This window comes from Shewanella sp. 0m-6, assembly GCF_052977325.1.
In genome coordinates this window covers 59,234-85,620 of record NZ_JBRIMD010000005.1, presented here as the reverse complement: position 1 = coordinate 85,620, position 26,387 = coordinate 59,234, and the positions used below count along the sequence as shown (strand labels likewise).

Below are 26,387 nucleotides of genomic sequence, written 5' to 3'. Positions count from 1 at the left end.
GAGTGAAGCGCATAGTCATTCTACGTTTAAGCTCCCTCTTGTTCCATAAGAGTCACAGTATCAGAGCCGCTAAAACTCGCCATTCTGGAGCGTTTTGGCTACCTACTTCTGCCTTGAACAACGTCATAAGGGAGCAACCATTCTTTCAGTTATTCGCCTTGAATTAGTTTGCCAAAAAACGTTCTGAGTAGATCAACTTCTTATACAGATTGGTATAACTCTGCATTAATTATTAAATCATTACCGGATCCCATTAATAACTCCACATATAAAAAAAGCGCCATAAGGCGCTTTTTTTATATTAAATCAGCCGACTATACTTTTTTGAAAAGTAATGAGCCGTTTGTGCCACCAAAACCAAATGAGTTACATAGTCCATATTCAAACTTATAATCTCTCGCGGTATGAGCAACGAAATCTAAATCACAACCTTCATCAGGGTTATCAAGGTTGAGTGTTGGAGGAACAACCTGATCTTTCAACGCCAATATGGTGATAATGGCTTCAACAGAACCCGCAGCGCCAAGCAGATGGCCAGTCATGGATTTGGTCGAGCTCACCAACAGATCATAAGCGTGAGCACCAAATACCGACTTAACCGCTGCGGCTTCTGCTTTATCGCCAGCAGGTGTTGAGGTGCCGTGTGCGTTAATGTAACCAATCGACTCATTTGCAATTTTGGCATCGTTAATTGCATTAACCATTGCCGCAGCTGCGCCTGCACCATCACTTGGTGGCGATGTCATATGGAAAGCATCGCCACTCATACCAAAACCTACAAGTTCGGCATAAATCGTTGCTCCACGGGCTTTAGCGTGCTCGTACTCTTCAACAACCATGACTCCAGCACCATCACCAATAACAAAACCATCGCGGTCTTTATCCCAAGGGCGGCTTGCCGCTTCAGGATTGTCATTTCGTGTTGAAAGCGCCTTTGCAGAGCCAAAACCTGCTACCGCTAATGGGCAAGTTACGTCTTCAGCGCCGCCAGCAACCATTACATCAGCATCGCCATAAGCAATAGTACGCGCAGCAAAACCGATGTTGTGCACACCTGTAGTACAAGCCGTAGTCACAGCAAAGTTCGGGCCCGTCATGCCGTATTTAATCGAAAGATGGCCAGCAATCATGTTGATGATCGTGCTTGGAACGAAGAAAGGTGAAACTTTTCGTGGGCCGCCCTTTAGCAGCGCTGCATGGTTTTGCTCAATAAGCGGCATGCCGCCCATACCCGCACCAATAGCCGTACCGACTCGTGATGGATCAAGTTTATCCATCTCAAGACCTGAGTCTTCGACAGCTTGAATGCCTGCAGCCATACCATACTGAATAAACAAGTCCATCTTACGCGCGTCTTTACGAGACATGTACTGTTCGACATCAAAGTCTTTTACAGAACCGCTAATTCGAGTCGTGAACTCACTAGCATCAAATTTAGTTATCGGCGCGATACCACTCTTTCCAGAAACCAATGCTTTCCAAGAAGAATCTACTGTATTTCCCACTGGGCTGACTAAGCCTAAGCCCGTTATGACTACTCGACGTTTAGACACGCGGTCACCTTTTTACTTTAAAAATGAATAATGATGATAGCTGCAAAGAGATTGAACTACCAATGCCTATACCCTTGTCTTGAAAACACGGTTTCAACGGGTATGTGCCAGTTCTGGTTGGGATAATACTTATTTTAGGTCAACAAGTATTGAGAAAGCGAAGATTAAAACGTTATGTCAACCAGCGGCTTTTACAAACAAAAACAGGCGGCAAAAATGCCGCCTGTTTTCAAGAATTCTAGATTACTGATTCTTAGAAACGTAATCGATCGCTGCTTGAACAGTAGTGATCTTTTCAGCTTCTTCATCAGGGATCTCGGTGTCAAACTCTTCTTCCAGAGCCATAACCAACTCAACAGTGTCTAGAGAATCCGCACCCAAATCGTCAACGAAAGATGCTGCTGATTTAACGTCTTCTTCTTTTACACCTAGTTGCTCGATGATGATTTTCTTTACACGTTCTTCGATGTTGCTCATTAGTTTTCTTTCCTATTCAAATTACGCACTTGCGCAAGATTGCGAGTAGTTTATTGAATTTGGCAGACATTGCAAGCTTAACTTTCGTGGTCTAACCACAATCAGGCCCACAGTTGATGCAGATCACCCCATGAGGCGATAGCTGTCTGCCGTTCCCTTTAAACCATGTACATACCGCCATTCACATGGAGAGTTTCCCCTGTGATGTAAGCAGCAGAGTCTGACGCTAAAAAGAGGACTGCGTTAGCAATTTCCTGCGCCTGACCAAGTCTTTCCATTGGCACCTGAGACATAATAGCTTGTTGCTGGTCTTCCGTCAGCTCATCTGTCATATCTGTCTGGATAAATCCAGGTGCAATAGCATTAACTGTAATTTGACGAGATGCAACCTCTCTTGCAAGAGATTTTGTAAATCCAATCAAACCAGCTTTAGCAGCAGAGTAGTTAGTCTGCCCTGCATTGCCCATGGTACCTACCACAGAGCCAATATTGATGATGCGTCCGTGACGCTTTTTCATCATAGGTCTCATGACCGCTTTTGAAGTGCGGAAGATTGATGTGAGGTTAGTATCAATGATATCTTGCCATTCGTCATCTTTCATTCGCATTAACAAATTGTCACGCGTGATACCGGCATTGTTAACAAGAATGTCAACATCGCCTGCTTTTTCTTTAATCGTTTCAAACAAACTTTTTACAGAGTCAGCATCTGTTACGTTTAAAACAAGACCATGGCCTTTATCGCCTAAATAAGCTTGAATCGCTTCTGCGCCACGCTCGCTGGTTGCGGTACCGATAACCACCGCACCTGCTGAAACTAATGTTTCTGCTACTGCACGGCCAATTCCTCGGCTAGCGCCAGTGACTAGGGCAACTTTACCCGTCAGGTCAAAACTTATACTCATCAGATTTCCTTATTCGGTCAACGCCGTTAGTGATGCAACATCGTTTACAGCTTGTGCTGAAAGCGAACGATTAATACGTTTTGTTAGGCCTGTTAGTACTTTACCAGGTCCCATTTCAAACAAATTAGTCACACCCTTTGATGCCATTAGCTCTACAGTTTCAGACCAACGAACGGGACAATAAAGTTGACGAACTAAGGCATCTTTAATCTCTGCCGCTGACGTTGGACTGGCAACATCAACATTGTTGATCACTTTCACTGAAGGTTCGCTGAACTCAATCGATTCTAATGCAGCGGCTAATTGTTCTGCTGCTGGTTTCATTAATTGGCAATGCGAAGGCACGCTTACAGGGAGTGCAACAGCCATTTTTGCGCCGTTAGCTTTGCATAGTGCAGCAGCGCGCTCAACAGCGGCTTTCTCACCTGCAATGACCACTTGACCTGGACTGTTGTAATTAACAGGACTCACGATATCGCCTTGTGCTGCTTCTTCACACGCTTTAGCAATAGCGTCATTATCTAAACCAATAATGGCGAACATTGCACCGGTACCAGCTGGTACCGCTTGCTGCATTAGCTGACCACGAAGTTCTACTAGCTTAATTGCCGCTTCAAAATCAATCACTCCAGCACATACTAATGCTGAGTACTCGCCTAAACTGTGGCCAGCCATCACTGAAGGCATAGCTTTCCCTGATGCTAAATAAGCACGGTAAATAGCGACACTGGCAGCTAATAAAGCAGGCTGTGTTTTGTCCGTTTCATTTAATGTTTCAGCGGGACCTTGTTGTACAAGCGCCCATAAATCATAGCCAAGCGTGCTGCTTGCTTGAGCAAAGGTTTCTGTAATGATGGCATTGTCTTGTGCTAGCTCAGCTAACATACCCAATGCTTGAGAACCTTGCCCAGGGAATACAAAAGCAGTATTTTCCATATTTATCACCTTTTTAAATCAACATCTGCACATTCTAAGACGATTATTAAAAACGAACTAAAGCACTTCCCCAGGCAAATCCTGCGCCGAAGGCTTCTAGTAGTAACATTTGACCACGTTGAATACGTCCGTCTCTCACCGCTTCATCTAGCGCGATAGGCACAGAAGCTGCTGACGTATTACCGTGTTTAGCCAGTGTTAAAACGACTTTATCTAAACTCATATCAAGTTTTTTTGCCGTCGCTTTAATAATCCTAAAGTTCGCTTGATGCGGAACTAACCAATCAATTTCTGATTTATCAATATTGTTATGACGCAATGTTTCAGTCACAACATGAGATAGCTGAGTCACAGCAACTTTGAATACATCGTTGCCCTTCATGGTCATATAACCCACCGCTTCAGACGTTTCACCTTTGCGTGGCGGGATTGAGCATTTCAGTAAATCACCATGACGACCGTCGGCGAAAATATGAGTAGAGATAATTCCCGGCTCTGTTGACGCCCCAACCACTGCAGCGCCGGCACCATCACCAAATAAAATAATGGTCGAACGGTCTTCAGGCTCGCAAAGACGTGAAAGCACATCAGCGCCAATCACTAAGACATTTTTCGCGGCGCCCGATTTCACATACTGATCGGCAATAGATAAAGCGTAAACAAACCCTGAACAGGCCGCCGCTATATCAAATGCAGGAATAGTATGAATCCCTAACATCGCTTGTATTTCACATGCTGCTGCTGGGAATGCATTACTAGCACTCGTTGTACCGCACACAATCATGTCAATTTCACTTGCATCAATACCCGCCATTTCAATGGCTTTTAATGCAGCTCTATATCCCATGGTGGCAACGGTTTCGTCCGCTGCGGCGATTCTACGTTCTGAAATACCAGTGCGCTCTACGATCCATTGATCTGTCGTCTCAACCATCTTTTCAAGATCGAGATTACTACGCACCTGCACCGGTAGATAACTACCAGTACCAAGAATTTTTGTATACATAAGGAATTTATCAGCTATTAATGTCTAAAAGAATCGACTCCAGACGATCTTCAATCATCTGCGGGAGTCGACGTTGCGCTTCGGTTACTGCCAAAGTAATTGCTTGTAAAAAAGCAGCTTCATCTGCGCACCCATGACTTTTTACTACAATTCCGCGCAATCCTATCAGACTTGCGCCATTATAGTGGTCGGGGTTCATCTGATTTAACAAAGAACGTATACGTGGAGCGATGATTTTAGCCAAAAGTCGGACAAAAAAACCTTGTCCTAGCGCTTTTTTAAGCTGATGGACCAGTAAACGAGCAATACCCTCTGAGGTTTTCAAAGTGATATTACCTACAAAACCATCACAAACGATCACGTCTACATTACCAGAGTAAATCTCATCGCCCTCAATAAAACCGGTATAGTTTATTTGAGGAATTTGTTGCAGCAACTGACCAGCCTGTTGGACTTGATCATTACCTTTAATTTCTTCGATACCCACATTGAGTAACGCGACTTTAGGTGAGACGGTTTTATCAACTGTTTCACTAAGCACCGAGCCCATCACCGCAAATTGAAATAAGGTTTCAGAATCGCACGATACATTTGCACCTAAGTCTAGTAAATAAACGGGAGTATTATTTACCGCAGGTAGACAGCTAACAAGTGCTGGGCGGTCGATACCAGGCAAAGTCTTAAGCAAGACTTTTGACATCGCCATTAACGCTCCTGTATTGCCAGCGCTCAGGCACGCTTGTGCCTTACCGTCACGTACTAACTCGATTGCTAAACGCATTGAGCTTTGTTTGCGGTTTCTTAGGGCATGAACAGGACGATCTGACATAGCAACGACTTCAGTTGTATGTTTAATTTCGATGCGATTTTTTATTGCCGGTTCGGCAGACACTAAATGTTCGTCTATTTGCGACTTGTCGCCAACGAGTACGATTTTTAGGAGGGGGTTTAAGCGAAGTGCCTGCAAAGTTGCAGGCACTGTGATGCGGGGACCAAAGTCGCCCCCCATCGCATCTAACGCAAGCGTCAGATTTGTCATCAGGGTCTCAACAAATTACTTGTTGATAACCTTTTGACCACGGTAGAAACCGTCCGCAGTCACGTTGTGACGACGGTGAAGTTCACCACTCGTTGCATCCACTGATAATTGAGCTGTGCCCAAAGAATCGTGTGAACGACGCATTCCGCGCTTAGAACGAGATTTTTTATTCTGTTGTACAGCCATTGGCCCTGTCTCCTAGATTACTTGCTCTTCAGTTTTTCTAACACTGCAAACGGATTTGGACGCTCCTCTTGAGCGGGTTCGATCTCGCCTACTACTATATCTTGTTTACCAAGATGACAATCTTCATTCTCATGCATGGCAATCAAGGGCATAGCAACTATCAATTCATCTTCGATCAATTGATGCAGACGAATTTCGCCAATTTCATTGCACTCAATAGGCTCATACGCATCCGGGAGCTCATCGATTTCGGCTTCAGTCTTACAAAGACCAAAACTAAACTCGACCGTAACCTCAGTGGTAAATAGTGTCATACAACGTTGACAATCCAGAGTGAGCTCCGTCACAGCCTTCCCGTTAAGGTAGACTATCCCCTGTATATCGACGCCACATTCAAGCGACACTGCCACATCAGAACAGTCGCCGGCACATAATTCATTTAATCGCTTTAACTGCTTACCAGGCACCAAGCCTTCATAGGAAAGTTGGCTACTGGCAGCGCGAACGGGATCAATTGAAACCGGTATCTTTACTGTTTGCATAAGGCGCGCATTTTAGGTGAATTTTTACAGAAGTCAACACCCTTATACATTCTAGGTGATGAACAGCCGTTTGATTCAGCTAAGTGAGTTGTTAGGTAACCGCATTGTACAAGAAACACAGCAAGCATGACATTATATTTCATCTATAAATGCGTTTAAGTGTTCGTAATTCCATCGCGTTAATCTTTTTTTGTGACGCTCTTAATAAAGATGACCATAAACTGCAACCGATTCCCTCTATTCTCTCTCATTACGGGCCAATAAACCGCATTGATAAACATAAAATTCAAGTCTCTGAATAACGTAATATTATTAATAATCTAGCCATCAAAACCAATAATCATGCTCATTGGGCTGATAATACTACAGCGTTAGCGCGAGTAAGATGCCACCTTTAACGCTCGTAACTTCAAATTTTAGTGTAAGTATACTACCCCTTCTCAATTTTCTTATGCTCAAGGGTTTACGGGAGGGTGCTTTGGTACATGATAGCGATGACTACTTTCGCCTATGCCGCCAACTGTTTGTGGGTACATCAACTTATAAAGCGTAACGAAACCATTAAGCGCAAAGAACAAGAATGTGTTTCCCCCCTTACCACCTACACCTAATATTAATCACCCTATGATCGTGATTTTCAGTGTCACTTTACGTATTTATTCAAGTAAAATAATTCGTATAATCATCCATTCAAACGCGCCTATCATAATATCGCGATAAACACTTCAAGGCTTAAGTCTATGTCAGCTTCAATTGTTCTTGCTTCAACCTCACCTTTTCGCCAACAACTTCTGCAAAAACTTGCATTGGAATTTAGCTGTTGCTCTCCTGAAGTTGACGAAACGGCGTTAGATAATGAGTCACCAACCGATTTAGTTTTGCGCTTAGCAAAACTCAAAGCCGCTGCAGGTGTACAGCGCAATCCCAATAGTATAGTGATAGGTTCAGATCAAGTCGCCGTGATCGATGGACAAATTATTGGTAAACCATTAACTCGTGAAAAAGCGATTGAACAACTTACAGCTGCTAGCGGGCAAGCAATTACCTTCTATACAGGCCTTGCTGTACATAATGGTAAGAATTCGCATGTGGAAGCGATCGTTGAGCCCTTTATTGTCCACTTTCGGACTCTGAATCATCAGCAGATCTGTCGTTATGTCGATATGGAACAACCTTTCTACTGTGCTGGCAGCTTTAAAAGTGAAGGGCTTGGGATCTCATTATTTGAGAGATTAGAAGGAAAGGACCCAAACACACTTATTGGATTACCATTAATTTCACTAATAGACTTGCTTCATTTACAGGGTGTGGACGTACTTTAATTCCCCGCACGATACTAACAACAGCTCCATTGGGGGCTGAAAATATAAAGCAGATTAATAATACCTCTACTAAAATTTAGCTACTAATTGGAATAGATGTCGTCATTTAATCTACGTAGAACAATAGAAATCTACAACAAACAGGCAGTTAATTAAGGCTTTATAGAGTACAGACGGCATAACTTTTGAGCAAGGATTATGACCAACATTGAAGAAGCGCTAGCTTTACTTGCAGCACCTTGTACCGATGAGCGCTTCTTTACTCGTGCATTAGGCGCCTTAACGCTTGTGACACATTGTCGTTGGGCGTGCTTTGCTCGTCCATCAAAGCGGGCAGGCTTCGGTGAGGTCATAGCATTTTGTGACCAACAAAAAAGTTTACCTCGGTTTGAATTTGAACTAAAAGGTTCCCCCTGTGAACGGGTATATATAGAAAAAGAAAAACTCCATTTTACCTTTAGTCGTGATCTACAAAAACGGTTTCCAGATTTTCATATCATCAAAACCTTGGGGGCAAATAGTTACCAAGCAGAAAAAATAATAAGTGAAGCGGGTGAAGTACTCGGTCACATTTTCGTGTTAGATCCCCATCCCCAAACTGAAAACAGCAAATCCATGGCCTTTTTTAGGCTACTGGCACAACGAATTGGTGTTGAATACCATCGATATCTTGTCACCAAAAAACTAGAGCAGCGTCAACAGATGATAGCTTCGTCTGAACAATATATGTCATTTGTCGATACTGATTACATTTACCGCGTCGTTTCCAAAGGTTATGAGACATTATTTAACCTCCCCCAAGATCAGATCATTGGCAAATCCGTTATAGAACTTCACGGCCTGGAAACGTTTGAACATCAGATAAAACCATTACTGGACCGATGCTATAAAGGTGAGCAAATCAAAACTCAAATTTGGGTTCACCCGCCCAATATTGAAAGCCCATTATTTCTCGACGTGCATCATAACCCCTACTTTAATTCGGCAGGAAAAATTAGAGGCTCCATAGTGTCAGCTCACAATATTACCGAGCTTGAGCACGCAAAAAATAAAGTCGAATATCTGGCCAATCACGACTACCTTACCGGCTTAGCTAACAGGCGCGCATTATTCCAACTTTTTGAAAAACTCATAGAGGTAGGCCGACGCAATGGTAGGAAACTGGCGATTGCATACTTAGATATTGATGAATTCAAGTCAATTAATGATAAGTATGGCCACCAAATAGGTGATCAGGTGTTAAAAGCGGTCGCGAATATTTTGACTGAAACTAGCATACAAGGTGATGCTGTGGCCCGTATTGGTGGTGATGAGTTTCTTCTAATCACCACCTTAGAATGTAAACAACATCCTTTTGGCTACCAAAGCTTACTATATAGACTCAGAAAGCAACTTGAGCGAGCACTCTGCACCCATATTACGATCAATGGAGCGCCAATCAAGATTAGTGCCAGCATTGGGCTTCATCTAGTCGATGATACTTCGGTTGAATTATCTTCGCTTATTAGCTGTGCCGATAATGAGATGTTTAAACATAAACAAACCAGAGCGATTCGGGTTTAACGGTCAAATGCAGCAATTGCAAATTGCAAAGCACTTATTGGCATGTTTTAAACACCGTTTAGTCGTGCGTCTTAGTCAACATTATCTGAGCTAGCGTTATCTTAACCAGAATCGCTTGAGTAAGACTGAAGCCCCCTCTCACTCAGATTGGAATACCATTAAGTATAAGAGAGTGACTAAATAAAATTACGCCAGTACACCGAGTAAATCTATCGGCTTATGGATAATGGCTTTAGGTTTGGCAAGCAGCAATTTTGACTCACTATGTGCACCATAACTCACGCCAATTGCATCAACCCCGGCATTATTGGCCATATTAAGATCATGCAGTGAATCGCCGACCATAATAGCACGCTCAGGCTTAACCTTAAGCTCTTCTAGTAACTCGTGGATCATATCAGGGTTGGGCTTACTCTTTGATTCATCGGCGCAGCGACTTGATTCAAAGTGGCGCGCCAACCCTGTTTCATTTAATACACGGTTTAACCCATTACGGCCTTTTCCTGTTGCGACAGCAAGGCGATAATCCCTTGCGCTCAACTCATTCAATAACAGTTCACTGCCATCAAACATCGGACTCGGCGTAGAATTAAGTGTTAAGTAGTGCTCTTTATACGAATTAATCATGGGTTCGAAATCTGCTACAGGCATCATCGGATATAGCGTTTTGAGCGCTTCATCCATAGACAGACCAATCACATCTCGTATCGCTAACTCTGACGGGCTAACCATAGATAACGACATGGCCATCTGCTGCATGCAGGTAACAATTTTACTGATGGAGTCCATTAAGGTTCCATCCCAATCAAAGATGACTAATTCGTAGGGCTTCATACTTTCTTTAACTTCTTTAAGGTTGATTCGAGTATTAGATCTAGTGGGGCTTTAACTTGCATCACTTCTTCAGTTTCTGGATGAGTAAACTTAAGTTGAGCCGCATGTAAGAACAACCTGTTTAAGCCTTGTGCCCGCATTGAGTCATCAAACTTTTGTTCACTGTACTTTTCATCGCATGCAATCGGGTGTCCTGCGAACTGGCAATGAACACGGATCTGGTGGGTTCGCCCAGTTACAGGACTGGCTTGCACTAACGTTGAATCGCTATAACGCTGCAAAACCTTAAAGCGAGTTTCAGACTCTTTACCCTCTTTATTCACGCGAACAATTCGTTCACCTGATTTAAGCGTTAACTTAAGTAATGGTGCTTTAATGACTTTGTCGTGGCTCTGCCACTCGCCTCTCACAAGCGCTACATAGTCTTTTTGCATCTTCTTATATCTCAGTTGATCATGAAGATGTCTTAAAGCACTTCGTTTCTTAGCGATCAGTAACACACCAGAAGTTTCTTTATCTAGGCGGTGAACCAACTCTAGAAACTTTTGCTGAGTACGTAAAGAGCGCATCGCTTCAATCACACCAAACTCAACGCCACTACCACCGTGAACAGCAATACCTGATGGCTTGTTGAGGACAATGAGATACTTATCTTCAAAAAGGATCCGTTCTTCAAGCTGAGACACTTTAGTCAGCTTAGCCGAAGGACCTGGTTTGCTATCACTTTCAGACACTCTGACAGGAGGAATACGGACAATGTCACCATCGGCTAATTTATACTCAGGCTTAATACGCTTTTTATTAACTCGCACTTCACCTTTACGCACGATCCTGTAGATCATACTTTTAGGTACACCCTTGAGTTTTGTCAGAAGAAAATTATCGATACGTTGTCCAACGTGGTCTTCATCAATAGTAACCAATTGAACTTGTGCTTTTTGAGATGGAGTATTCATGCTGCGCCGTTATGTATTTCGTTACGGCACATTGTACAACAACTCAAAAGAATTGTGCCTTTCCATTTGCTGATTTTATCTATTATTGCTATATTTCCCCCGCTAACGGTGATAACCCGTGGATAAAGTATCCACCAATCAGCCTAGTGTTACGTTACAGAATGAGACTAAAAATGTTTACGGTTTGATAGTAAATCATTGATTTACGGGTCGTTGTATCAATCAAAAGGCCAGTACATGCGCCTTCACGACTAAATTAAAACGAAAACCCAACTTACGACTGGTTTCTCAACTGGAAACGCTCCAATTTCGAAGAATAATTTTAACTCGTCGTCAGACGCTACCATTTCGAATTGGCATTACTGGAAAGTATTTTAAGAATTTATGGGGTTGGTTGACATTTAACAACGAATTCCTTGTTTTTTATAAACATAAAAAAATAAGCCATAAATAGGATGCGACACGCAGAGAATGCGTCTAACAGCAATGCGCACCTTGCCTAGAGACTGACCGTGAGGTTTTGTTTTATAATCCTAGGCCCGTAATGCAGTGAAATAAGTATCGTTTGATGACCTTTATTAAAGAAGAATTACGTCATCATGAAACGGATGTTAATCAATGCGACTCAATCTGAAGAGTTGCGCGTTGCCCTTGTTGATGGGCAACAACTGTATGATTTGGATATTGAAAGCCCAGGTCATGAACAAAAGAAAGCCAATATTTACAAAGGCACAATCACACGAGTAGAACCGTCTCTTGAAGCGGCTTTCGTTGATTATGGTGCTGACCGTCATGGCTTCTTACCCCTTAAAGAAATTGCTCGTGAATACTTTCCTAAAGGTTATTCTTTCCAAGGCCGTCCTAACATTAAGGAAGTGGTTAAAGAAGGTCAGGAAGTCATCATTCAAATTGATAAAGAAGAGCGCGGCAATAAAGGCGCCGCACTGACTACCTTTATCAGTCTTGCAGGTTCTTACCTTGTATTAATGCCAAACAACCCTCGTGCTGGCGGTATTTCACGTCGTATCGAAGGTGATGAGCGTACCGAGCTTAAAGCTGCACTAGCAGAGCTTGAAGTACCACAAGGCATGGGTCTAATTGTACGCACCGCTGGTGTAGGCAAAGATCCAGCTGAACTAAAGTGGGACTTAAAAGTACTTCAGCACCACTGGGCGGCAATCAAAGAAGCTGCAGAGAGTGCGCCAGCACCGTTCTTAATCCATCAAGAAAGTAACGTTATCGTTCGCGCGATCCGTGACTACTTACGCCGTGATGTTGGCGAAATCTTGATCGACCACCCGCGTATTTATGAGCAGGCAAAAGAGCACGTATCTCTTGTTCGCCCTGACTTTGTAGAGCGTATTAAACGTTACGATGCTGAAGTTCCACTGTTTACGCATTACCAGATTGAAACTCAAATCGAGTCTGCATTCCAACGTGAAGTACGTCTACCATCTGGTGGTTCGATTGTTATCGACCCAACAGAGGCTCTAACCTCTATCGATATTAACTCTGCTCGCGCAACTAAAGGCGGCGACATCGAAGAGACAGCACTTAATACTAACTTAGAAGCGGCTGATGAAATTGCACGTCAATTACGTCTACGTGACTTAGGTGGTTTAGTTGTTATCGACTTCATCGATATGACACCAGTACGTCATCAACGTGAAGTTGAAAAGCGTATGCAAGATGCGGTACATCACGATAGAGCACGTGTACAGTTAGGCCGAATTTCACGTTTTGGTTTAATGGAAATGTCACGTCAACGTCTGCGTCCTTCATTAGAAGAGTCTGCAGCGCACCTATGTCCACGCTGTCATGGACAAGGTACTATCCGTGGTACAGAATCTTTAGCGCTATCAATTCTTCGTCTAATGGAAGAAGAAGCAATTAAAGAGAACACATCGCAAATTGAAGCGGTTGTTCCAGTTGATGTTGCAGCGTTCCTATTGAACGAAAAGCGTAAAGCGATCCGTATTACCGAAAAGCGCCATAACGTTGAAGTGTATGTCATTCCAGATCCAAACATGACAACCCCTGATTACCGCGTAGTTCGCCATCGTAAAGATGACGAGATCAGCGAATCTAGCTACAAGCTACTTGAAAAAGAAGAAGCTAAGCTATACGAGCCTCGTAAACTTGAACGAGCTGCGGCGCCTCAACCAGCATTAAAAGGTTTCTCTACACCAAAGAAAATTGAAGTAGAAGAAACTAAGCCTGTGGCAGCACCTAAGAAAGAAGAAGCACCTGGTTTCTTCGCTAAGATTGCCGCTGCTATTAGCTCACTATTTGGCGCTAAAGAAGAGCCAAAGACTGAGCCTAAGAAGCAAGATAAAGACAGCCGTAATCAAGGCCGTAATAATAATCGCCGTAATAGCAATCGTCGTAACGATCCTCGCCGTAACCGTAACGACAATCGCAGCGACAATCGTAATGATGCTGAGCCATCTAAAGATAAGAGAACGAAAAACAGTCGTAATGAAAATTCTGACACGCGTTCAACATCTGAAGAGACAACCAAACGTCAACCTCGTAACGACAAGCCGCGCAAAGAGACGAAAGTTGAAGCTCCAGCTATCGAGCAGCCTAAGCAAGAAGCTGCACGTGAACGTCGCCAGCGTCGTAACATGCGTCGAAAAGTACGTGTAAACAACGAGCAACAAGAAGAAACTAAAGTAGAGGTCGCGTTAACTGAAGCGCCAGTGCAAGCTAAAACATCAAATGATGATAAGCCTGCGCGTCCAAAGCGTCAGCCACGTAAGCCAAAAGCAAAAGTTGAAACTGTTGACACAGCTGAACAAACAGATGCGATAACAAACGTTGAAGCCCCTGTAGCGGTAGAGACTCAGGTTGAAACATCAACAGCTGTCGAAGTTAAAACTGACACACAAGTAGAAGCTGTCGAATCAAAAGTTGAAATGACTGATGAGACTCACTCTGCAGAAGAAAATGGTCGTGAGCCACGTGAAGGTCAGCGTAGAAGTCGTCGTAGCCCACGTCACTTACGTGCAGCGGGACAGCGTCGTCGTCGTGACGAAGATTCTCAGCATAATGAAGATGGTTCATCTGTTCCTGTTTTCGTTCCTAACGATGTTGAAAACGCAGCAGCAACGACTCAAGCACCGGTTATAGTGGTTGAAGAGACAACAATAGAGCCAATACAAGTTGAAGCTCCTGTGTTTACAGCACCAGTTGCAGCACCTACTGAAGTTAAAGCCCAAGCGCCAGTGGTTACAGCGCCGGTTGAAGCGCCTACTGAAGTTAAAGCTCAAGCACCTGTGGTCACGGCACCAGTTGAAGCGCCTGCTGAAGTTAAAGCCCAAGCGCCAGTGGTTACAGCGCCGGTTGAAGCTCCTGTTGAAGTTAAAACTGAAGCGCCAGTAGTTACTGCGCCGGTTGAAGCTCCTGTTGAAGTTAAAACTGAAGCGCCAGTGGTTGAAGCTGCTCCTGAAGTTAAAGCCCAAGCGCCAGTGGTCACAACAGCTGTTGAACCGAAAGCTGAAGCTAAACTAGGCGCGTCAGCCCCTATGGCTAAGCCTGCTGCAATTAAGCCTACCCAGCAAACAGTGGTAGATACGCCAATTGCTGAAAAAGCGCCTGCTGTAGAGGCTACTGTTGAAGTTAAGCCTGTAGCCAAAGCTGCTAGCCGTTTTGGTTCTATGGTAATGTCAGACACAACTAAGCCAACAGTTGAAAGCAGAGAAAATATTGCGACCCCTACAGGACGCCAATATGAAACTATTGACTCTGGTGACACTGCAAAACCAAGAACTGCAAACAGTGCTAATTCAGAAACTGTTCGCACGTAACCTGAGTTAATCAGTTTGCCAAAAAGCCATGCAGCAATGCATGGCTTTTTTATATTCAAGCTGCGGTAATTTTGTTAGTATTCGCGGCCAATACCCCTAACTATTTCAACAACTTTCCAACAGAGGTTAAATGTTCGATCTTATTCGTCACAAAACTGCCAGTCATAGAGCAGATTTATTATCAGGACTCACCGTAGCCTTAGCTTTGGTTCCTGAAGCTGTTGCATTTGCATTCGTCGCTGGTGTTGAGCCAATGGTTGGTTTGTATGCAGCATTTATTATGGGACTTATCACTGCATTGATTGGTGGCCGCCCAGGTATGATCTCTGGCGCCACTGGCGCCATGGCGGTCGTGATGGTTGCGCTTGTTGCTGAACATGGAGTTCAATACTTATTTGCCGCAGTAGTACTTGCAGGCCTTATTCAAGTTTCAGCCGGTATCTTCAAACTCGGTAAATTTATCCGTATCGTTCCCTACCCTGTAATGATAGGTTTTGTGAACGGTTTAGCGATTGTTATCTTCCTTGCTCAGTTAGGTCAATTTCAAACACCCGACGCAAATGGTGTGATGACTTGGTTACCGCAAAACCAACTATTACTCATGTTAGGCCTAGTCGCACTAACCATGGCGATTATCCAGTTCTTACCTAAAATCACGACAGCGATCCCCTCTTCGCTAGCTGCGATTTTGACGGTAACATTGCTCGTTACCTTCTTGAATTTAGATACTCGAACCGTTCTCGACTTCCTTAAATCAATGAGCGGTAATGACAACGCAACGATTGCAGGTAGCTTACCGACCTTCTCTATTCCAGCTGTCGAGTTTACGCTAGAAACCTTATACATCATTTTACCTTACTCACTTATTCTTGCTGCTGTAGGTCTAATCGAATCATTACTAACGCTTACCGTTATTGATGAGATGACAGGCACTCGTGGCCGTGGAAACAAAGAGTGTATTGGTCAAGGTGTCGGTAACATCACGAGTGGCTTCTTTGGTGCCATGGGTGGTTGTGCCATGATTGGCCAATCGATGATCAATATTAACTCTGGCGGCCGTGGGCGCTTATCCGGCATTACTGCAGCAGTGGCTCTACTTGCTTTCATTTTGTTCGGCTCAGCACTTATCGAAATGATCCCGCTAGCAGCCCTCGTCGGTGTGATGTTTATGGTGGTCCTAGGTACATTTGAATGGGCTAGCTTTAAAGTGATGCGCAAAGTACCAAAACATGACGCATTTGTTATTATTCTAGTGACAATTGTCACCGTATTTACCGATTTAGCTTTCGCTGTATTTGTGGGTGTTATCGTGTCCGCACTGGTGTTCGCTTGGGAACATGCTAAACACATTAATGTTGAAGTGAGCGAAGATCAAAATGGCAGGAAAGTCTATAAGCTTAACGGTCCACTCTTCTTTGGCTCAGTGGCAGAATTTTTGGAGTTATTCCACGCTAAAACGGATCCTCAAGATGTGATTGTCGATTTCCAAAACTCGCGCGTGTGCGATCACTCAGCCCTAGATGCTATCGATACGTTAGCAGAGCGATATGTGAGCGCAGGTAAACGTTTACATTTACGTCATTTAAGCAATGACTGTAAAGAATTACTCGCGAAGGCCGGTGATCTCGTTGAAGTCAATCTAATTGAAGATCCACATTATAAAGTTGCTGACGATAAGCTTGACTCATAAGCGCTAGCTATCGACGACGATTAACGAAAAAGACAGGCAATGCCTGTCTTTTTTATTTTCTAACCCGGTATAAGTCACTTAAGCTTGTTTGCAAACAGTGCTTTGACTTTATCCACCTTAGGTTTTATGACCATCTGGCAATATGGCTGCTCACCATGTAATTCAAAGTAATCGTTGTGATAATTTTCAGCAGCGAAAAAGCCTGTGTAAGCGACCACTTGAGTCACAATTGGATTTGGCCATGCAGCAACTCTGGTTAAGTCTTCAATCATATTATTAGCCAGCTCGGCTTGCAGTTCATTATGAATAAAGATCACCGAACGATACTGAGGACCAACATCGTTGCCTTGTTGATTTAAGCTTGTGGGATCATGACTGACCCAAAACACCTCAAGCAAACTTTCAAAACTCACCTCGTTTGGATCAAACTCTATTTGTACAACTTCAGCATGAGCAGTGTTACCGCTACAAACCGCTTTATAGTTAGCATCATGCCCATCGCCTCCAGCGTAACCAGAAGTGACCGTTTTAACGCCTTTAATGGCTGCAAATACCGCCTCAATACACCAGAAACAACCTCCTCCCAACGTAGCAAGTTGTAACTCAGGCTTAGTTATGGGCGAGTTATCGATTGATTTGAACGTCATTGAAACTGAATTAACACAATGCCTGATATTCTTTGGCGTGAGTAACTCCCCCTCAAACACATGCCCTAAATGAGCATCACACTCAGCACAAACGATTTCGACTCGCATTCCATCCGCATCGGTATTACGTTTAACGGCCCCATCTAATTCGTCATCAAAAGCAGGCCAACCACAGTGGGCGTTAAACTTACTCTCAGAGCGATATAAAGGTGCATCACATCTTTTACAGCAATAGGTCCCTTGAGCTGTGTGTTGATTATATTCACCACTAAATGGCCTTTCAGTGCCTTTATCTTCAATTACATGCTTTTCGAACTCTGTTAGTTTTCTCATTTTACACTCTCTAATCCGCTCAACTATCGACTTTCGCTCAATGCATCACTGAGGTTTATGTCCAACTGGCTTTAAACGTTACCCCTCATGCCCGTTATTAGACCCTATACGCGCACAAAGGCTTTCAAGATGACTTTAATTCTAACGTTTATTGAGAGGCTTGACCCCTAGTCGAGCTATTTTTCTATCCTTAAAGTTTCCATTCAGCGTAAATTGTTACTTGCCGCCAGTGCAGTGCTTATACAGGAAAAGTATTCAACATTTTTTAATTATTATGAACAAAGAGTGTTAAGCCATAACTAACTCAATATTAATCAATTATCCCAGTATAACTCGACACTATTCGTTAGCCTAAACAATCATCAGTGTGATCGACATCACTTAGGTTTGCGTCGACCGTTTACCCTAGTTAAACTCGGATTGGGTTTAATAATAAAAAGAATCAAGATGACATTAAAAACAATCGATTACCGCGCAAACGACGCGGCAGAACAATTTGTATCTTCACTACGAGAAACCGGGTTTGGGGTATTAACCAACCACCCTATTGATAAAGAATTAGTGGAGAATATTTACCAAGAGTGGCACGCATTTTTTAATACAGAAGAGAAAAAAGCATATCTGTTTAAGCCTGAAACACAAGATGGATTCTTTTCGGCTGAGATCTCCGAAACCGCCAAAGGTCACAGCGTAAAAGATATCAAAGAATATTTTCATATCTACCCTTGGGGGCGGATCCCAGACTCTCTAAAAGAAAATATTCTTAAGTATTACGATAACGCTAATGCGCTAGCCTCTGAGCTATTAGAATGGATAGAACGACATTCTCCTGCCGAAGTGAAACAGAAGTTTTCAATCGCACTACCAAAGATGATTGAAAATAGCCAAAAAACACTGCTGCGAGTACTGCATTACCCACCTATGTCAGGTAATGAGGAACCTGGCGCGATTCGAGCCGCAGCTCATGAAGATATTAATCTAATCACAGTACTACCTGCAGCGAATGAACCCGGCTTACAAGTACAGCTCAAAGATGGTGAATGGGTCGATGTGCCAAGCAACTTTGGCAATTTGATCATTAACATTGGCGACATGCTGCAAGAAGCATCGGGTGGCTACTTTCCATCAACCAGCCATCGAGTGATTAACCCACAGGGCATGGATAAAACAAAATCGCGAATTTCTTTACCGCTATTTTTACATCCCAACCCAGAGGTAAAGCTGTCAGATAAATATACCGCCGACAGTTATTTGATGGAACGTTTACGTGAATTAGGTGTTATTTAGCCGCTTTCGCATTCAATAAGAGCCCAAAAAGCGCCTTAGGGCGCTTTTTGTTTGTTAAACTTAAGCGTTACAAGGTAAAATCCTCTTAATTATGTAATTTGATAGTAGAGCGCACACATGGCAATTCAGTGGTATCCAGGACACATGCACAAAGCACGTAAAGAGATCGAAGAGGTTATGCCTCAAGTCGATTTGGTGATAGAAGTGCTTGATGCGAGGATCCCTTACAGTAGTGAAAACCCAATGGTGCAAACGCTGCGTGGTGATAAGCCATGTATCAAACTACTGAATAAATCCGACTTAGCCGATCCAGAGACAACTCAGGCTTGGATTGAATACCTTGAGCAAGAGCAAGGGGTAAGAGCAATGGCAATTACCACATTGCAGGCTGGACAAGTAAAAAAAATCCCCGATTTATGTCGTAAATTTGTACCCGGTCGCGACAAAATCGAAAAAGATATTCGCACCATGATCATGGGGATCCCGAACGTCGGTAAATCTACCATCATCAACACACTTGCTGGCAGAATGATTGCCAAAACAGGTAACGAGCCTGCGGTAACCAAAACCCAGCAACGTATTAACTTACGTAATGGTATTGTACTGTCTGACACACCGGGTATTTTGTGGCCTAAAGTCGATAACGAAAAAAGTAGCTATCGTTTGGCCGTAACCGGCGCGATTAAAGATACCGCGATGGAATATGAAGATGTAGCCATGTTTGCTGCAGAGTATTTTCTTACCGCTTATCCTGAAGCGATTGCAGAACGCTATAAGATCAAGCAGATGCCAGATACTGACATTGAGCTATTAGAGGCAATTGGCCGCAACCGCGGTGCACTGCGTCCAGGTGGAAGAATCGATCTTCACAAAGCCTCAGAAGTGCTACTTCATGATTTCCGTGCAGGCAGAATAGGCCAACTATCACTTGAAACACCTGCAATGGCTGAAATCGAGAAAGCTGAAGTTGCTAAAATGCTCGCAGAGAAAGAAGCGAAAGAAGAAGCAAAACGAGAATTAGAGCGTTTAAAGCGTTCAGGCAAGCGTTTAAGCTAAATCTTAAAACTAAGAAAACTAAGTTTTTTGCTTATCTCACAACCTAGAAAAAGCGCTGTTTAGCGCTTTTTCTGTTTTTACCATCACACCTGCAAATATATCGCGAAAAAAACTTTAACCCATATTCATCTAATCTGAGCTAAACATAGATTAAGAGCTCAATAAATTTCCTTCTTGAATACGCTTCACCAGTTGCTCGCAGCTATTATCAAGCAGATCAAGGACCAATTCGAAGCCATCACCCGCCCCATAATAGGGATCTGGTACCTCAGTATAAATCACCTCATGAGTAGCGAAATCGCAGAAATCTAAAATGAGGGCAAGCTTAAACTGATGTTGCTGCGGGCATATACGCTTTAAGTCTTGAAGGTTTTGCTCATCTGCCGCTAAGATCAAATCAAAGTCTTCAAAATCATTAACTTCAACCTGTCTTGCTCGCATTCCATCAAAATTCAAACCACGTTTAATTCCCGCAGTAATTGAACGCTCATCCGGATAGTGCCCTTGGTGATAAGCAATCGTGCCCGCAGAATCAACTTTTATATGTAGTCCTGCGGTTGTGGCTTTGTCTCTAAACATCGCCTCTGCCGAAGGAGAACGACAGATGTTGCCCATACATACAAATAGAACAGAGGAAATTAGTTTCATATCAGTACCCAAAATAGTCAGTCGTTAGCAGTCTACGCGCTATAGAGTCATCATAGCCAGCCATAGTTAACCGCGACGAGCATCTAATGGCTTAGCACTAAGATCCCATAAGCAATATGGCTGCATATTGCCAATAAACTCTCGCAATCACCAAACTTTCACTGCCAACAAACTTTCATTGCAACAAATAATCCTTACCAACAAACAATTATTACCAATAAAATATTGATAATAATTCAACGAATCAGCACTACTTCATTGGTTAAGATGGCGGTAGGATAGCGCTAACGTAAATTATTGATTGACCTTGCCACATTAGGATATGAATATGACTCATCCCATTATTACCGATCTTGAAAGTCGTTACACCACAAAACGTTATGATGCATCTAAGCGTATTCCCCAAGTAGATCTTGATGTGATCTATAAAGCAATGAATCTTTCGGCCTCTTCTATCAATTCACAGCCTTGGAAATTTATTGTGATTGAAAGTGATGAAGCCAAGCAACGCATGCATGATTCATTTGCCAACAAGTTTCAATTTAATCAGCCACATATCAAGTCGGCTTCACATATCGTTCTGTTTGCTTACAACCCTCACTATACTCGCGAAGATTATGCAAAGGTTGTCGACAAGGGTATTGCCGATGGCCGTATGGGAGCTGAGGATAGAGAGCAGGCGTTTGGCGCTTATGCTTTCGTAGAACTCAATACGGATGAAGCGGGTAACAATGCTGCTTGGACAAAATCTCAAACTTACTTAGCCCTAGGAAATACATTGCACACCCTTGCTCGCTTAAGAATCGACTCAACCACTATGGAAGGTGTTGATAGTGAATTGATTGGTGAGATCTTTAAAGAGGAGCTTGGCGGCTTTCAGTGTGATGTCGCACTAGCTATGGGCTACCATCATTCAGAAGAAGACTATAATGCAGCGCTGCCAAAATCTCGTTTGGCAATGAAAGATGTTCTGCAAGTTTTATAATACCAATCGATTTTGAGTCATTTAGGCAAGTGAGCTTATGCACTTGTTTGTCTATCTGTACTGTGAAACCAATCTTTGGAGGTTCGGAGCATCTGCCCGAACCTTTCTAAATATTAGTAAAAGCTATTTGCCCTCATAGATGCATGTTTAAAAATAAAGACGCTAACATTAAAGGCCTTAACCGTAAAAATTAACGTGAAAACATTGCGTAAAAGAGGTGAACATCCTGACTCACCGGAGTCTTATTCGCTATTATTGAGATTGTCTTTCCCGCAAGAAACTGGCAAATCTTGGCGTGCCTTTTTGGGTTAGCCCAAAATATTTATAAGTCACTTGGCTACCAATCTGAGGTGGATTTCTCCTTTGCTCCAACGTAAAACCAGAACCTAAGTTAAACACTTTTCCCTGAACGTTTTTAACCACTAAAGCCCCAAGCATACCGCTAAATTTCCCTTTACCTGGAGTATGCGCAACGACGAGTGCTTCGGCATCATAAAATGGTTTCAGCTTAACAATGTCTTTACTGCGACCGACTTTATACAAGGCTGTTTTCTTATGTAACATCAAACCTTCACCGTTACCATCAATAATGCTTTGTAACTCACTGTCTAATGTTTGATGAGTGCTTAATGTATATTGCCTTATGACCCCTAAAAATGGACTAATACCTTGTAGTACTTTGCTAGCCCTGTCATATCGTAATTCAAATACATTGGGATCATCCGGTAGATCAAAGACCCAAAAACGTACCTTTGCCCATTCGGCGTCTGCGGCCTTGGTTTTTCTAACGGTTGCAGATACCTGCTCGAACGCGCCCCTTTCAATCCATAACTCTCCGTCTAAGGGAAAATCTGGAAAGCCCTCAACAAACCAAGTCGGCAGATTAATCAATCTTCCTGAACGACTGTACATTGCTTTTCCATCCCAATACCCCCTTACACCGTCCAGTTTCTCACTGACCAGGTAATCGGAAATATTGGCTATTTGTTGGGTGCTTTTAGAAGCTAATTGGATTGACGGTTTATCTGTCATATTTAGTGCAACTTCGGCCGAAGCTGCAACAGGATGGGTTACTATAAATAGGAACGCCGTTATTAGGCTAGCGATAAAAAAGAAAAGTCGTATTACGAACATGGTCACTGCTCCTTGCTGCTATTTTTCAACATTCGATTGCACATCCTGTGCACCATGAGTTAAGCCTAGCTCTCTTTTTGGCTCTATGCCATTGGCACCTGCTGGAACAGTTATTTCTATCTTATCAATGCTTGCCCTACCTCTAAGATCACAGCTAAATTAGCTTTTTAACTCAATCAAAAATGGAACATGTTATAATCCTTCAAAATTTGAACTATCAGCCTTAATATATTGCTATCAAGCAACTATCGCGCATGATAAAGCACTATTTTTATCACGATAATGTATGAACGCGATAATGAATACTGTTATGGATACTATTTTGGAATGCTATGAAACCTGCTAATAATCACGGAATAAAACGCGTTATCAGAGCGACTGGATTTTCAATACAAGGCCTACAGCTTGCTTGGAAACACGAGGCGGCATTTAGACAAGAGTTGCTCTTAGCTGCGATAATGCTACCCATAGCATTATTAGTAGACGTGACAACGGTAGAGCGCGTTTTACTCATCCTAGGTTTATTTTTGGTGTTAATCGTTGAACTTCTGAATTCAGCAATCGAAGCCGTAGTAGACAGAATTAGCGATGAACTCCATCCATTAAGCGGTCGAGCAAAAGATATCGCCTCTGCAGCCGTGTTTATGAGCTTAGCTTTCTGCGGCCTAACTTGGGCGTTAATCTTGCTGCCTAAACTCTTTTAAACAACTCATGTCATGAGCGCTTTAACTAACGCCTTCTCATTGTGCCGTTTTAATTGAAGGCGTTAGTTAAAGCTAATCCTGTTATTTTTAGCATCACTCCCCGCGCCCCCTTAAATGACATATTTTAGCTGTCAAAATAAGCGTATAACTGGGCAAAGCTAGACTGTTTACTAAAATCTGCAAGTCTTAAATGTTATCAATATTAATCATAAATGTGTCATTAAGAGTATTGCCTTTCCCTCATCTAAAATCGCTGTAGTACGCAATGTCTAGCCTGTCATGCATGTAAGTAATGACGGTTAACTTGCATTAGATCAAACAAACCATACATTTTTCGAAACAATTTATTCACATCACTATAGATCCTGCTATGCTAGTAGCCGAATAATTGAACATTCGAAAATTAAAACTAATATAAAACTAATAAGAATAAGAACGACGGAGTCACTTTTAATGCTTAAAAGTTTCATCATTCGCAGTGCTACAACATTGGCCTTGGTCGCGAGCCCAATGACCTATGCAGATAACAATACTGTTATCCGTATCGGTGGCTTTTATGCCAATACGGACTCAACCATAGATGTGAACGATCCTCTCCTTGGTAATGCTTTTAAGCTCGATTTTGAATCTGATTTAAAATTAGAAGAATCTCAATTTCTTCCCTTCTTCGAGTTCTCTCACCACTTTAACGACCGTCATACGCTTTATGCAGATTGGAAACAGCTTCATCGTAATGCATTAGTGCAGTCAGTCGAAAAACCATTTCAGTTTACGTGGGATGACACCACTTACGATATCAAGTCTGGCATTTCGCTAGATAGCACCCTTAATATCGATATCATGCGTATTGGTTATGGTTATGATATCTGGCAAGGTCATAACTATGATGTTGGTGTATCTGTAGGCCTACATGCCATGTTTATCAAAACAGCATTTAAAGGCAACATAGGGATCTGCGATGTTGCCACAGAAACACGCTGCCCAGACACTATCGATATTCCCAAAGTGGTTGACGAAAAACTGACAGCTCCACTGCCTGATATTGGTGTTTTCGGCTCTTACGAGTTCTATCCTGGCTTTAAATTCAGTGGTCATGCGCAATACTTTTATATCAAGCTAGATGATCTTAAGGGCGGTTTAGTTGATGTAAGAATGGGGGTTGAAGCCGCAATCAGTGAAAATTGGCATATGACAGCAGCCTTTAACTACTACGAAGTCAACGTTGAATACACCTCAACCTTTACTGATGCGGGTATTAAGATTGCCGATTACAACATCGAGTATAGCTTTATTGGCCCTATGCTTTCGGTAAGTTACCAGTTTTAAGCCAGGTCATTTTTCACTACAAAAAGCACCTTATTACTACAAAAAAGGCACCTCATCGGGCCCTTTTTGCTTATCACTTGGCATTAAACATACAATCGGCACTGATAGCAGACTGCCATTAATGACCTGTATTCACCCCTTTAATGCTTAGTCACTAATGGGGATAAGTTGACTGCTGATTTTTGTTCGCTGTTTTTATGTACGAGTTAAACGTTTTTCAAGTTTTGTATCAGATCAAAACGTAATAGAATGGCCAAATAAAATGCACAATAGCGTTACTTTACATTGGCATATAATTAACCGCGCCAATAATCTATTGTTAATAAGGGACCATAATGGCTAGTCCACTGCTAAAGGAATCGGCATCTAAGCTAAAAAAAGCCATTCCTTTAATGCTTAAATATCAAATTCCAACGACACCGATAAACTATGCGCTATGGTATGCTTATGTTGGTGAAAAAAATGTCAAACTAAATAAGCATTTAGATCAAGTCGTCAGCCACTACAACACCTGTCCGCCAAGTCAAAGTGAACGCCTTTACCAAGAGTTTCTCTCGGATGCCGTCGAACTTGATGTCGTCGATATGCGCCTTAATCTCGATGCTATGGTCACTGAGCTCTCCCAATCGCTTAAAGACACCAACATTGATGCAAACCACTTCAATAGCAAAATTGATAATAATTACAACAAGCTTAATAAGATCGAAAATGATGGCTTTACCATTGAAGAAGTACTATCGGTCGTTAAACATCTTGTTAAAGATTCAAACGAGATCCGCGAAAGTGCCCAGCATTTCACAGCCCAACTAGCCAAAGCACAATCTGAAATAGATGCCTTGAAACTAAAATTAAAGCAATCTGAACATGAGATGCATTTTGACGCCTTAACCAATGTATTAAACCGACGCGCATTTAATCAAGACCTCAAAGGGATTATCGAACAACACCCCCAAGGATTATGCTTAATCATTGCCGATATTGACCATTTTAAAGTGTTTAACGACACCTATGGCCACCAGCTTGGCGACCAAGTGTTAAAAGCCGTGACAAAACGCCTAAGTGAAGCTTGCCAAGATGGCACTAAACTGTATCGATTTGGCGGTGAAGAGTTTGCTTTAATCGTGCCAAAGAGCCAATTAGGCCGAACACGACAACTGGCCGAATCTATGCGTCGAAGCCTAGAAAAGTTGATTTTGAAAGACAAACGAAAAGGCGACACTATCAATAACATCACCGCCTCTTTTGGTGTCGCTCAATGTCAGTTAAACGATACTGATAGCCTGCTAATAGAGCGCGCAGACAAACAGCTTTATGAAGCTAAGCGCTTAGGCCGAAACCGTGTCATGCCAATCTCAGCCTAAGCTGACCTTAGATGCAATAACATTAGGTTCGATTAACTCACACAGGAATAAGTGCCACGAAGAAAAGTAGCGCAAGCTTTTGTGGTGA

The 26,387-nt window shown here is 42.7% G+C and carries 23 protein-coding genes; 10 read left to right on the top strand and 13 right to left on the bottom strand.

The annotated features are described in order from the left end of the window. Positions 1–314 precede the first annotated feature (314 nt). The 8 genes from fabF to yceD form a co-directional block, all read right to left on the bottom strand. Positions 315–1,553 (bottom strand): beta-ketoacyl-ACP synthase II, encoded by a 1,239-nt coding sequence (fabF, locus tag ACVBJC_RS05520; protein WP_447159950.1) that lies wholly within the window; start codon positions 1,551–1,553, stop codon positions 315–317. Between the two features lie 243 nt (positions 1,554–1,796). Next, a complete protein-coding gene (acpP, locus tag ACVBJC_RS05515; RefSeq protein ID WP_011496723.1) occupies positions 1,797–2,030 on the bottom strand; it encodes an acyl carrier protein in 234 nt (77 codons plus the stop codon). Between the two features lie 158 nt (positions 2,031–2,188). Next, positions 2,189–2,935, bottom strand: a complete 747-nt coding sequence (fabG, locus tag ACVBJC_RS05510; RefSeq protein WP_447159951.1) for a 3-oxoacyl-ACP reductase FabG — start codon at positions 2,933–2,935, stop codon at positions 2,189–2,191. Between the two features lie 9 nt (positions 2,936–2,944). Beyond that, the gene (fabD, locus tag ACVBJC_RS05505; RefSeq protein ID WP_447159952.1) at positions 2,945–3,871 is read right to left on the bottom strand and encodes an ACP S-malonyltransferase; all 927 of its coding nucleotides are present in this window, start codon (positions 3,869–3,871) and stop codon (positions 2,945–2,947) included. Between the two features lie 46 nt (positions 3,872–3,917). Further along, positions 3,918–4,877 (bottom strand): beta-ketoacyl-ACP synthase III, encoded by a 960-nt coding sequence (locus ACVBJC_RS05500; RefSeq protein ID WP_447159953.1) that lies wholly within the window; start codon positions 4,875–4,877, stop codon positions 3,918–3,920. A 10-nt stretch (positions 4,878–4,887) separates the two neighbouring features. Beyond that, entirely contained in the window at positions 4,888–5,916 is a 1,029-nt protein-coding gene (gene plsX, locus ACVBJC_RS05495; protein WP_447159954.1) for a phosphate acyltransferase PlsX, read from the bottom strand. Between the two features lie 15 nt (positions 5,917–5,931). After that, the gene (gene rpmF / locus ACVBJC_RS05490) at positions 5,932–6,102 is read right to left on the bottom strand and encodes a 50S ribosomal protein L32 (protein WP_012276873.1); all 171 of its coding nucleotides are present in this window, start codon (positions 6,100–6,102) and stop codon (positions 5,932–5,934) included. A gap of 17 nt (positions 6,103–6,119) precedes the next feature. Beyond that, positions 6,120–6,644 (bottom strand): 23S rRNA accumulation protein YceD, encoded by a 525-nt coding sequence (yceD, locus tag ACVBJC_RS05485; RefSeq protein ID WP_447159955.1) that lies wholly within the window; start codon positions 6,642–6,644, stop codon positions 6,120–6,122. Positions 6,645–7,384: 740 nt separating this feature from the next. Here yceD and ACVBJC_RS05480 point away from each other — a divergent pair. Both ACVBJC_RS05480 and ACVBJC_RS05475 read left to right on the top strand, forming a co-directional pair. After that, entirely contained in the window at positions 7,385–7,966 is a 582-nt protein-coding gene (locus tag ACVBJC_RS05480) for a Maf family protein (RefSeq protein ID WP_447159956.1), read from the top strand. A gap of 198 nt (positions 7,967–8,164) precedes the next feature. Next, on the top strand, positions 8,165–9,529 hold the full coding sequence (locus ACVBJC_RS05475; protein ID WP_447159957.1) for a sensor domain-containing diguanylate cyclase: 1,365 nt from the start codon (positions 8,165–8,167) through the stop codon (positions 9,527–9,529). A gap of 186 nt (positions 9,530–9,715) precedes the next feature. Here ACVBJC_RS05475 and ACVBJC_RS05470 read toward each other — a convergent pair whose 3' ends face one another. After that, positions 9,716–10,363, bottom strand: coding sequence for an HAD-IA family hydrolase (locus ACVBJC_RS05470; RefSeq protein WP_447159958.1), 648 nt, complete (start codon positions 10,361–10,363; stop codon positions 9,716–9,718). Continuing rightward, positions 10,360–11,319, bottom strand: a complete 960-nt coding sequence (gene rluC, locus ACVBJC_RS05465) for a 23S rRNA pseudouridine(955/2504/2580) synthase RluC (protein WP_447159959.1) — start codon at positions 11,317–11,319, stop codon at positions 10,360–10,362. The genes ACVBJC_RS05470 and rluC overlap by 4 nt, the downstream gene beginning before the upstream one ends. Positions 11,320–11,918: 599 nt before the next feature. On the opposite strand from rluC, the gene rne reads away from it, so the two are divergent. Continuing rightward, positions 11,919–15,128, top strand: a complete 3,210-nt coding sequence (gene rne / locus ACVBJC_RS05460; protein WP_447159960.1) for a ribonuclease E — start codon at positions 11,919–11,921, stop codon at positions 15,126–15,128. Positions 15,129–15,258: 130 nt separating this feature from the next. Further along, the gene (locus ACVBJC_RS05455) at positions 15,259–16,818 is read left to right on the top strand and encodes a SulP family inorganic anion transporter (RefSeq protein WP_447159961.1); all 1,560 of its coding nucleotides are present in this window, start codon (positions 15,259–15,261) and stop codon (positions 16,816–16,818) included. Positions 16,819–16,892: 74 nt separating this feature from the next. On the opposite strand, the gene ACVBJC_RS05450 is transcribed toward ACVBJC_RS05455, so the two are convergent. Beyond that, positions 16,893–17,798, bottom strand: a complete 906-nt coding sequence (locus tag ACVBJC_RS05450; RefSeq protein ID WP_447159962.1) for a bifunctional methionine sulfoxide reductase B/A protein — start codon at positions 17,796–17,798, stop codon at positions 16,893–16,895. A 447-nt stretch (positions 17,799–18,245) separates the two neighbouring features. Between ACVBJC_RS05450 and ACVBJC_RS05445 the strand changes: the two genes are divergently transcribed. After that, a complete protein-coding gene (locus ACVBJC_RS05445) occupies positions 18,246–19,085 on the top strand; it encodes an isopenicillin N synthase family dioxygenase (protein WP_447159963.1) in 840 nt (279 codons plus the stop codon). 117 nt (positions 19,086–19,202) lie between these two features. Beyond that, complete coding sequence (gene ylqF, locus ACVBJC_RS05440) at positions 19,203–20,141, top strand: ribosome biogenesis GTPase YlqF (RefSeq protein ID WP_447159964.1); 939 nt, start codon at positions 19,203–19,205, stop codon at positions 20,139–20,141. Between the two features lie 150 nt (positions 20,142–20,291). Here the strand turns inward: ylqF and ACVBJC_RS05435 are convergent, their stop codons facing one another. Beyond that, entirely contained in the window at positions 20,292–20,789 is a 498-nt protein-coding gene (locus ACVBJC_RS05435) for a low molecular weight protein-tyrosine-phosphatase (protein WP_447159965.1), read from the bottom strand. A 328-nt stretch (positions 20,790–21,117) separates the two neighbouring features. Here ACVBJC_RS05435 and ACVBJC_RS05430 point away from each other — a divergent pair, with 328 nt between their 5' ends. Beyond that, a complete protein-coding gene (locus tag ACVBJC_RS05430) occupies positions 21,118–21,774 on the top strand; it encodes a nitroreductase family protein (protein WP_447159966.1) in 657 nt (218 codons plus the stop codon). A 252-nt stretch (positions 21,775–22,026) separates the two neighbouring features. Here ACVBJC_RS05430 and ACVBJC_RS05425 read toward each other — a convergent pair whose 3' ends face one another. Next, on the bottom strand, positions 22,027–22,908 hold the full coding sequence (locus ACVBJC_RS05425; RefSeq protein ID WP_447159967.1) for a DNA ligase: 882 nt from the start codon (positions 22,906–22,908) through the stop codon (positions 22,027–22,029). A 332-nt stretch (positions 22,909–23,240) separates the two neighbouring features. Between ACVBJC_RS05425 and ACVBJC_RS05420 the strand changes: the two genes are divergently transcribed. The 3 genes from ACVBJC_RS05420 to ACVBJC_RS05410 all read left to right on the top strand — a co-directional run bounded on the left by ACVBJC_RS05420 (position 23,241) and on the right by ACVBJC_RS05410 (position 26,299). Continuing rightward, entirely contained in the window at positions 23,241–23,612 is a 372-nt protein-coding gene (locus ACVBJC_RS05420) for a diacylglycerol kinase (RefSeq protein ID WP_447159968.1), read from the top strand. A 453-nt stretch (positions 23,613–24,065) separates the two neighbouring features. Next, positions 24,066–24,938, top strand: coding sequence for a hypothetical protein (locus tag ACVBJC_RS05415; protein WP_447159969.1), 873 nt, complete (start codon positions 24,066–24,068; stop codon positions 24,936–24,938). 335 nt (positions 24,939–25,273) lie between these two features. Then, the gene (locus ACVBJC_RS05410) at positions 25,274–26,299 is read left to right on the top strand and encodes a GGDEF domain-containing protein (RefSeq protein ID WP_447159970.1); all 1,026 of its coding nucleotides are present in this window, start codon (positions 25,274–25,276) and stop codon (positions 26,297–26,299) included. The last annotated feature ends 88 nt before the right edge of the window (positions 26,300–26,387 follow it).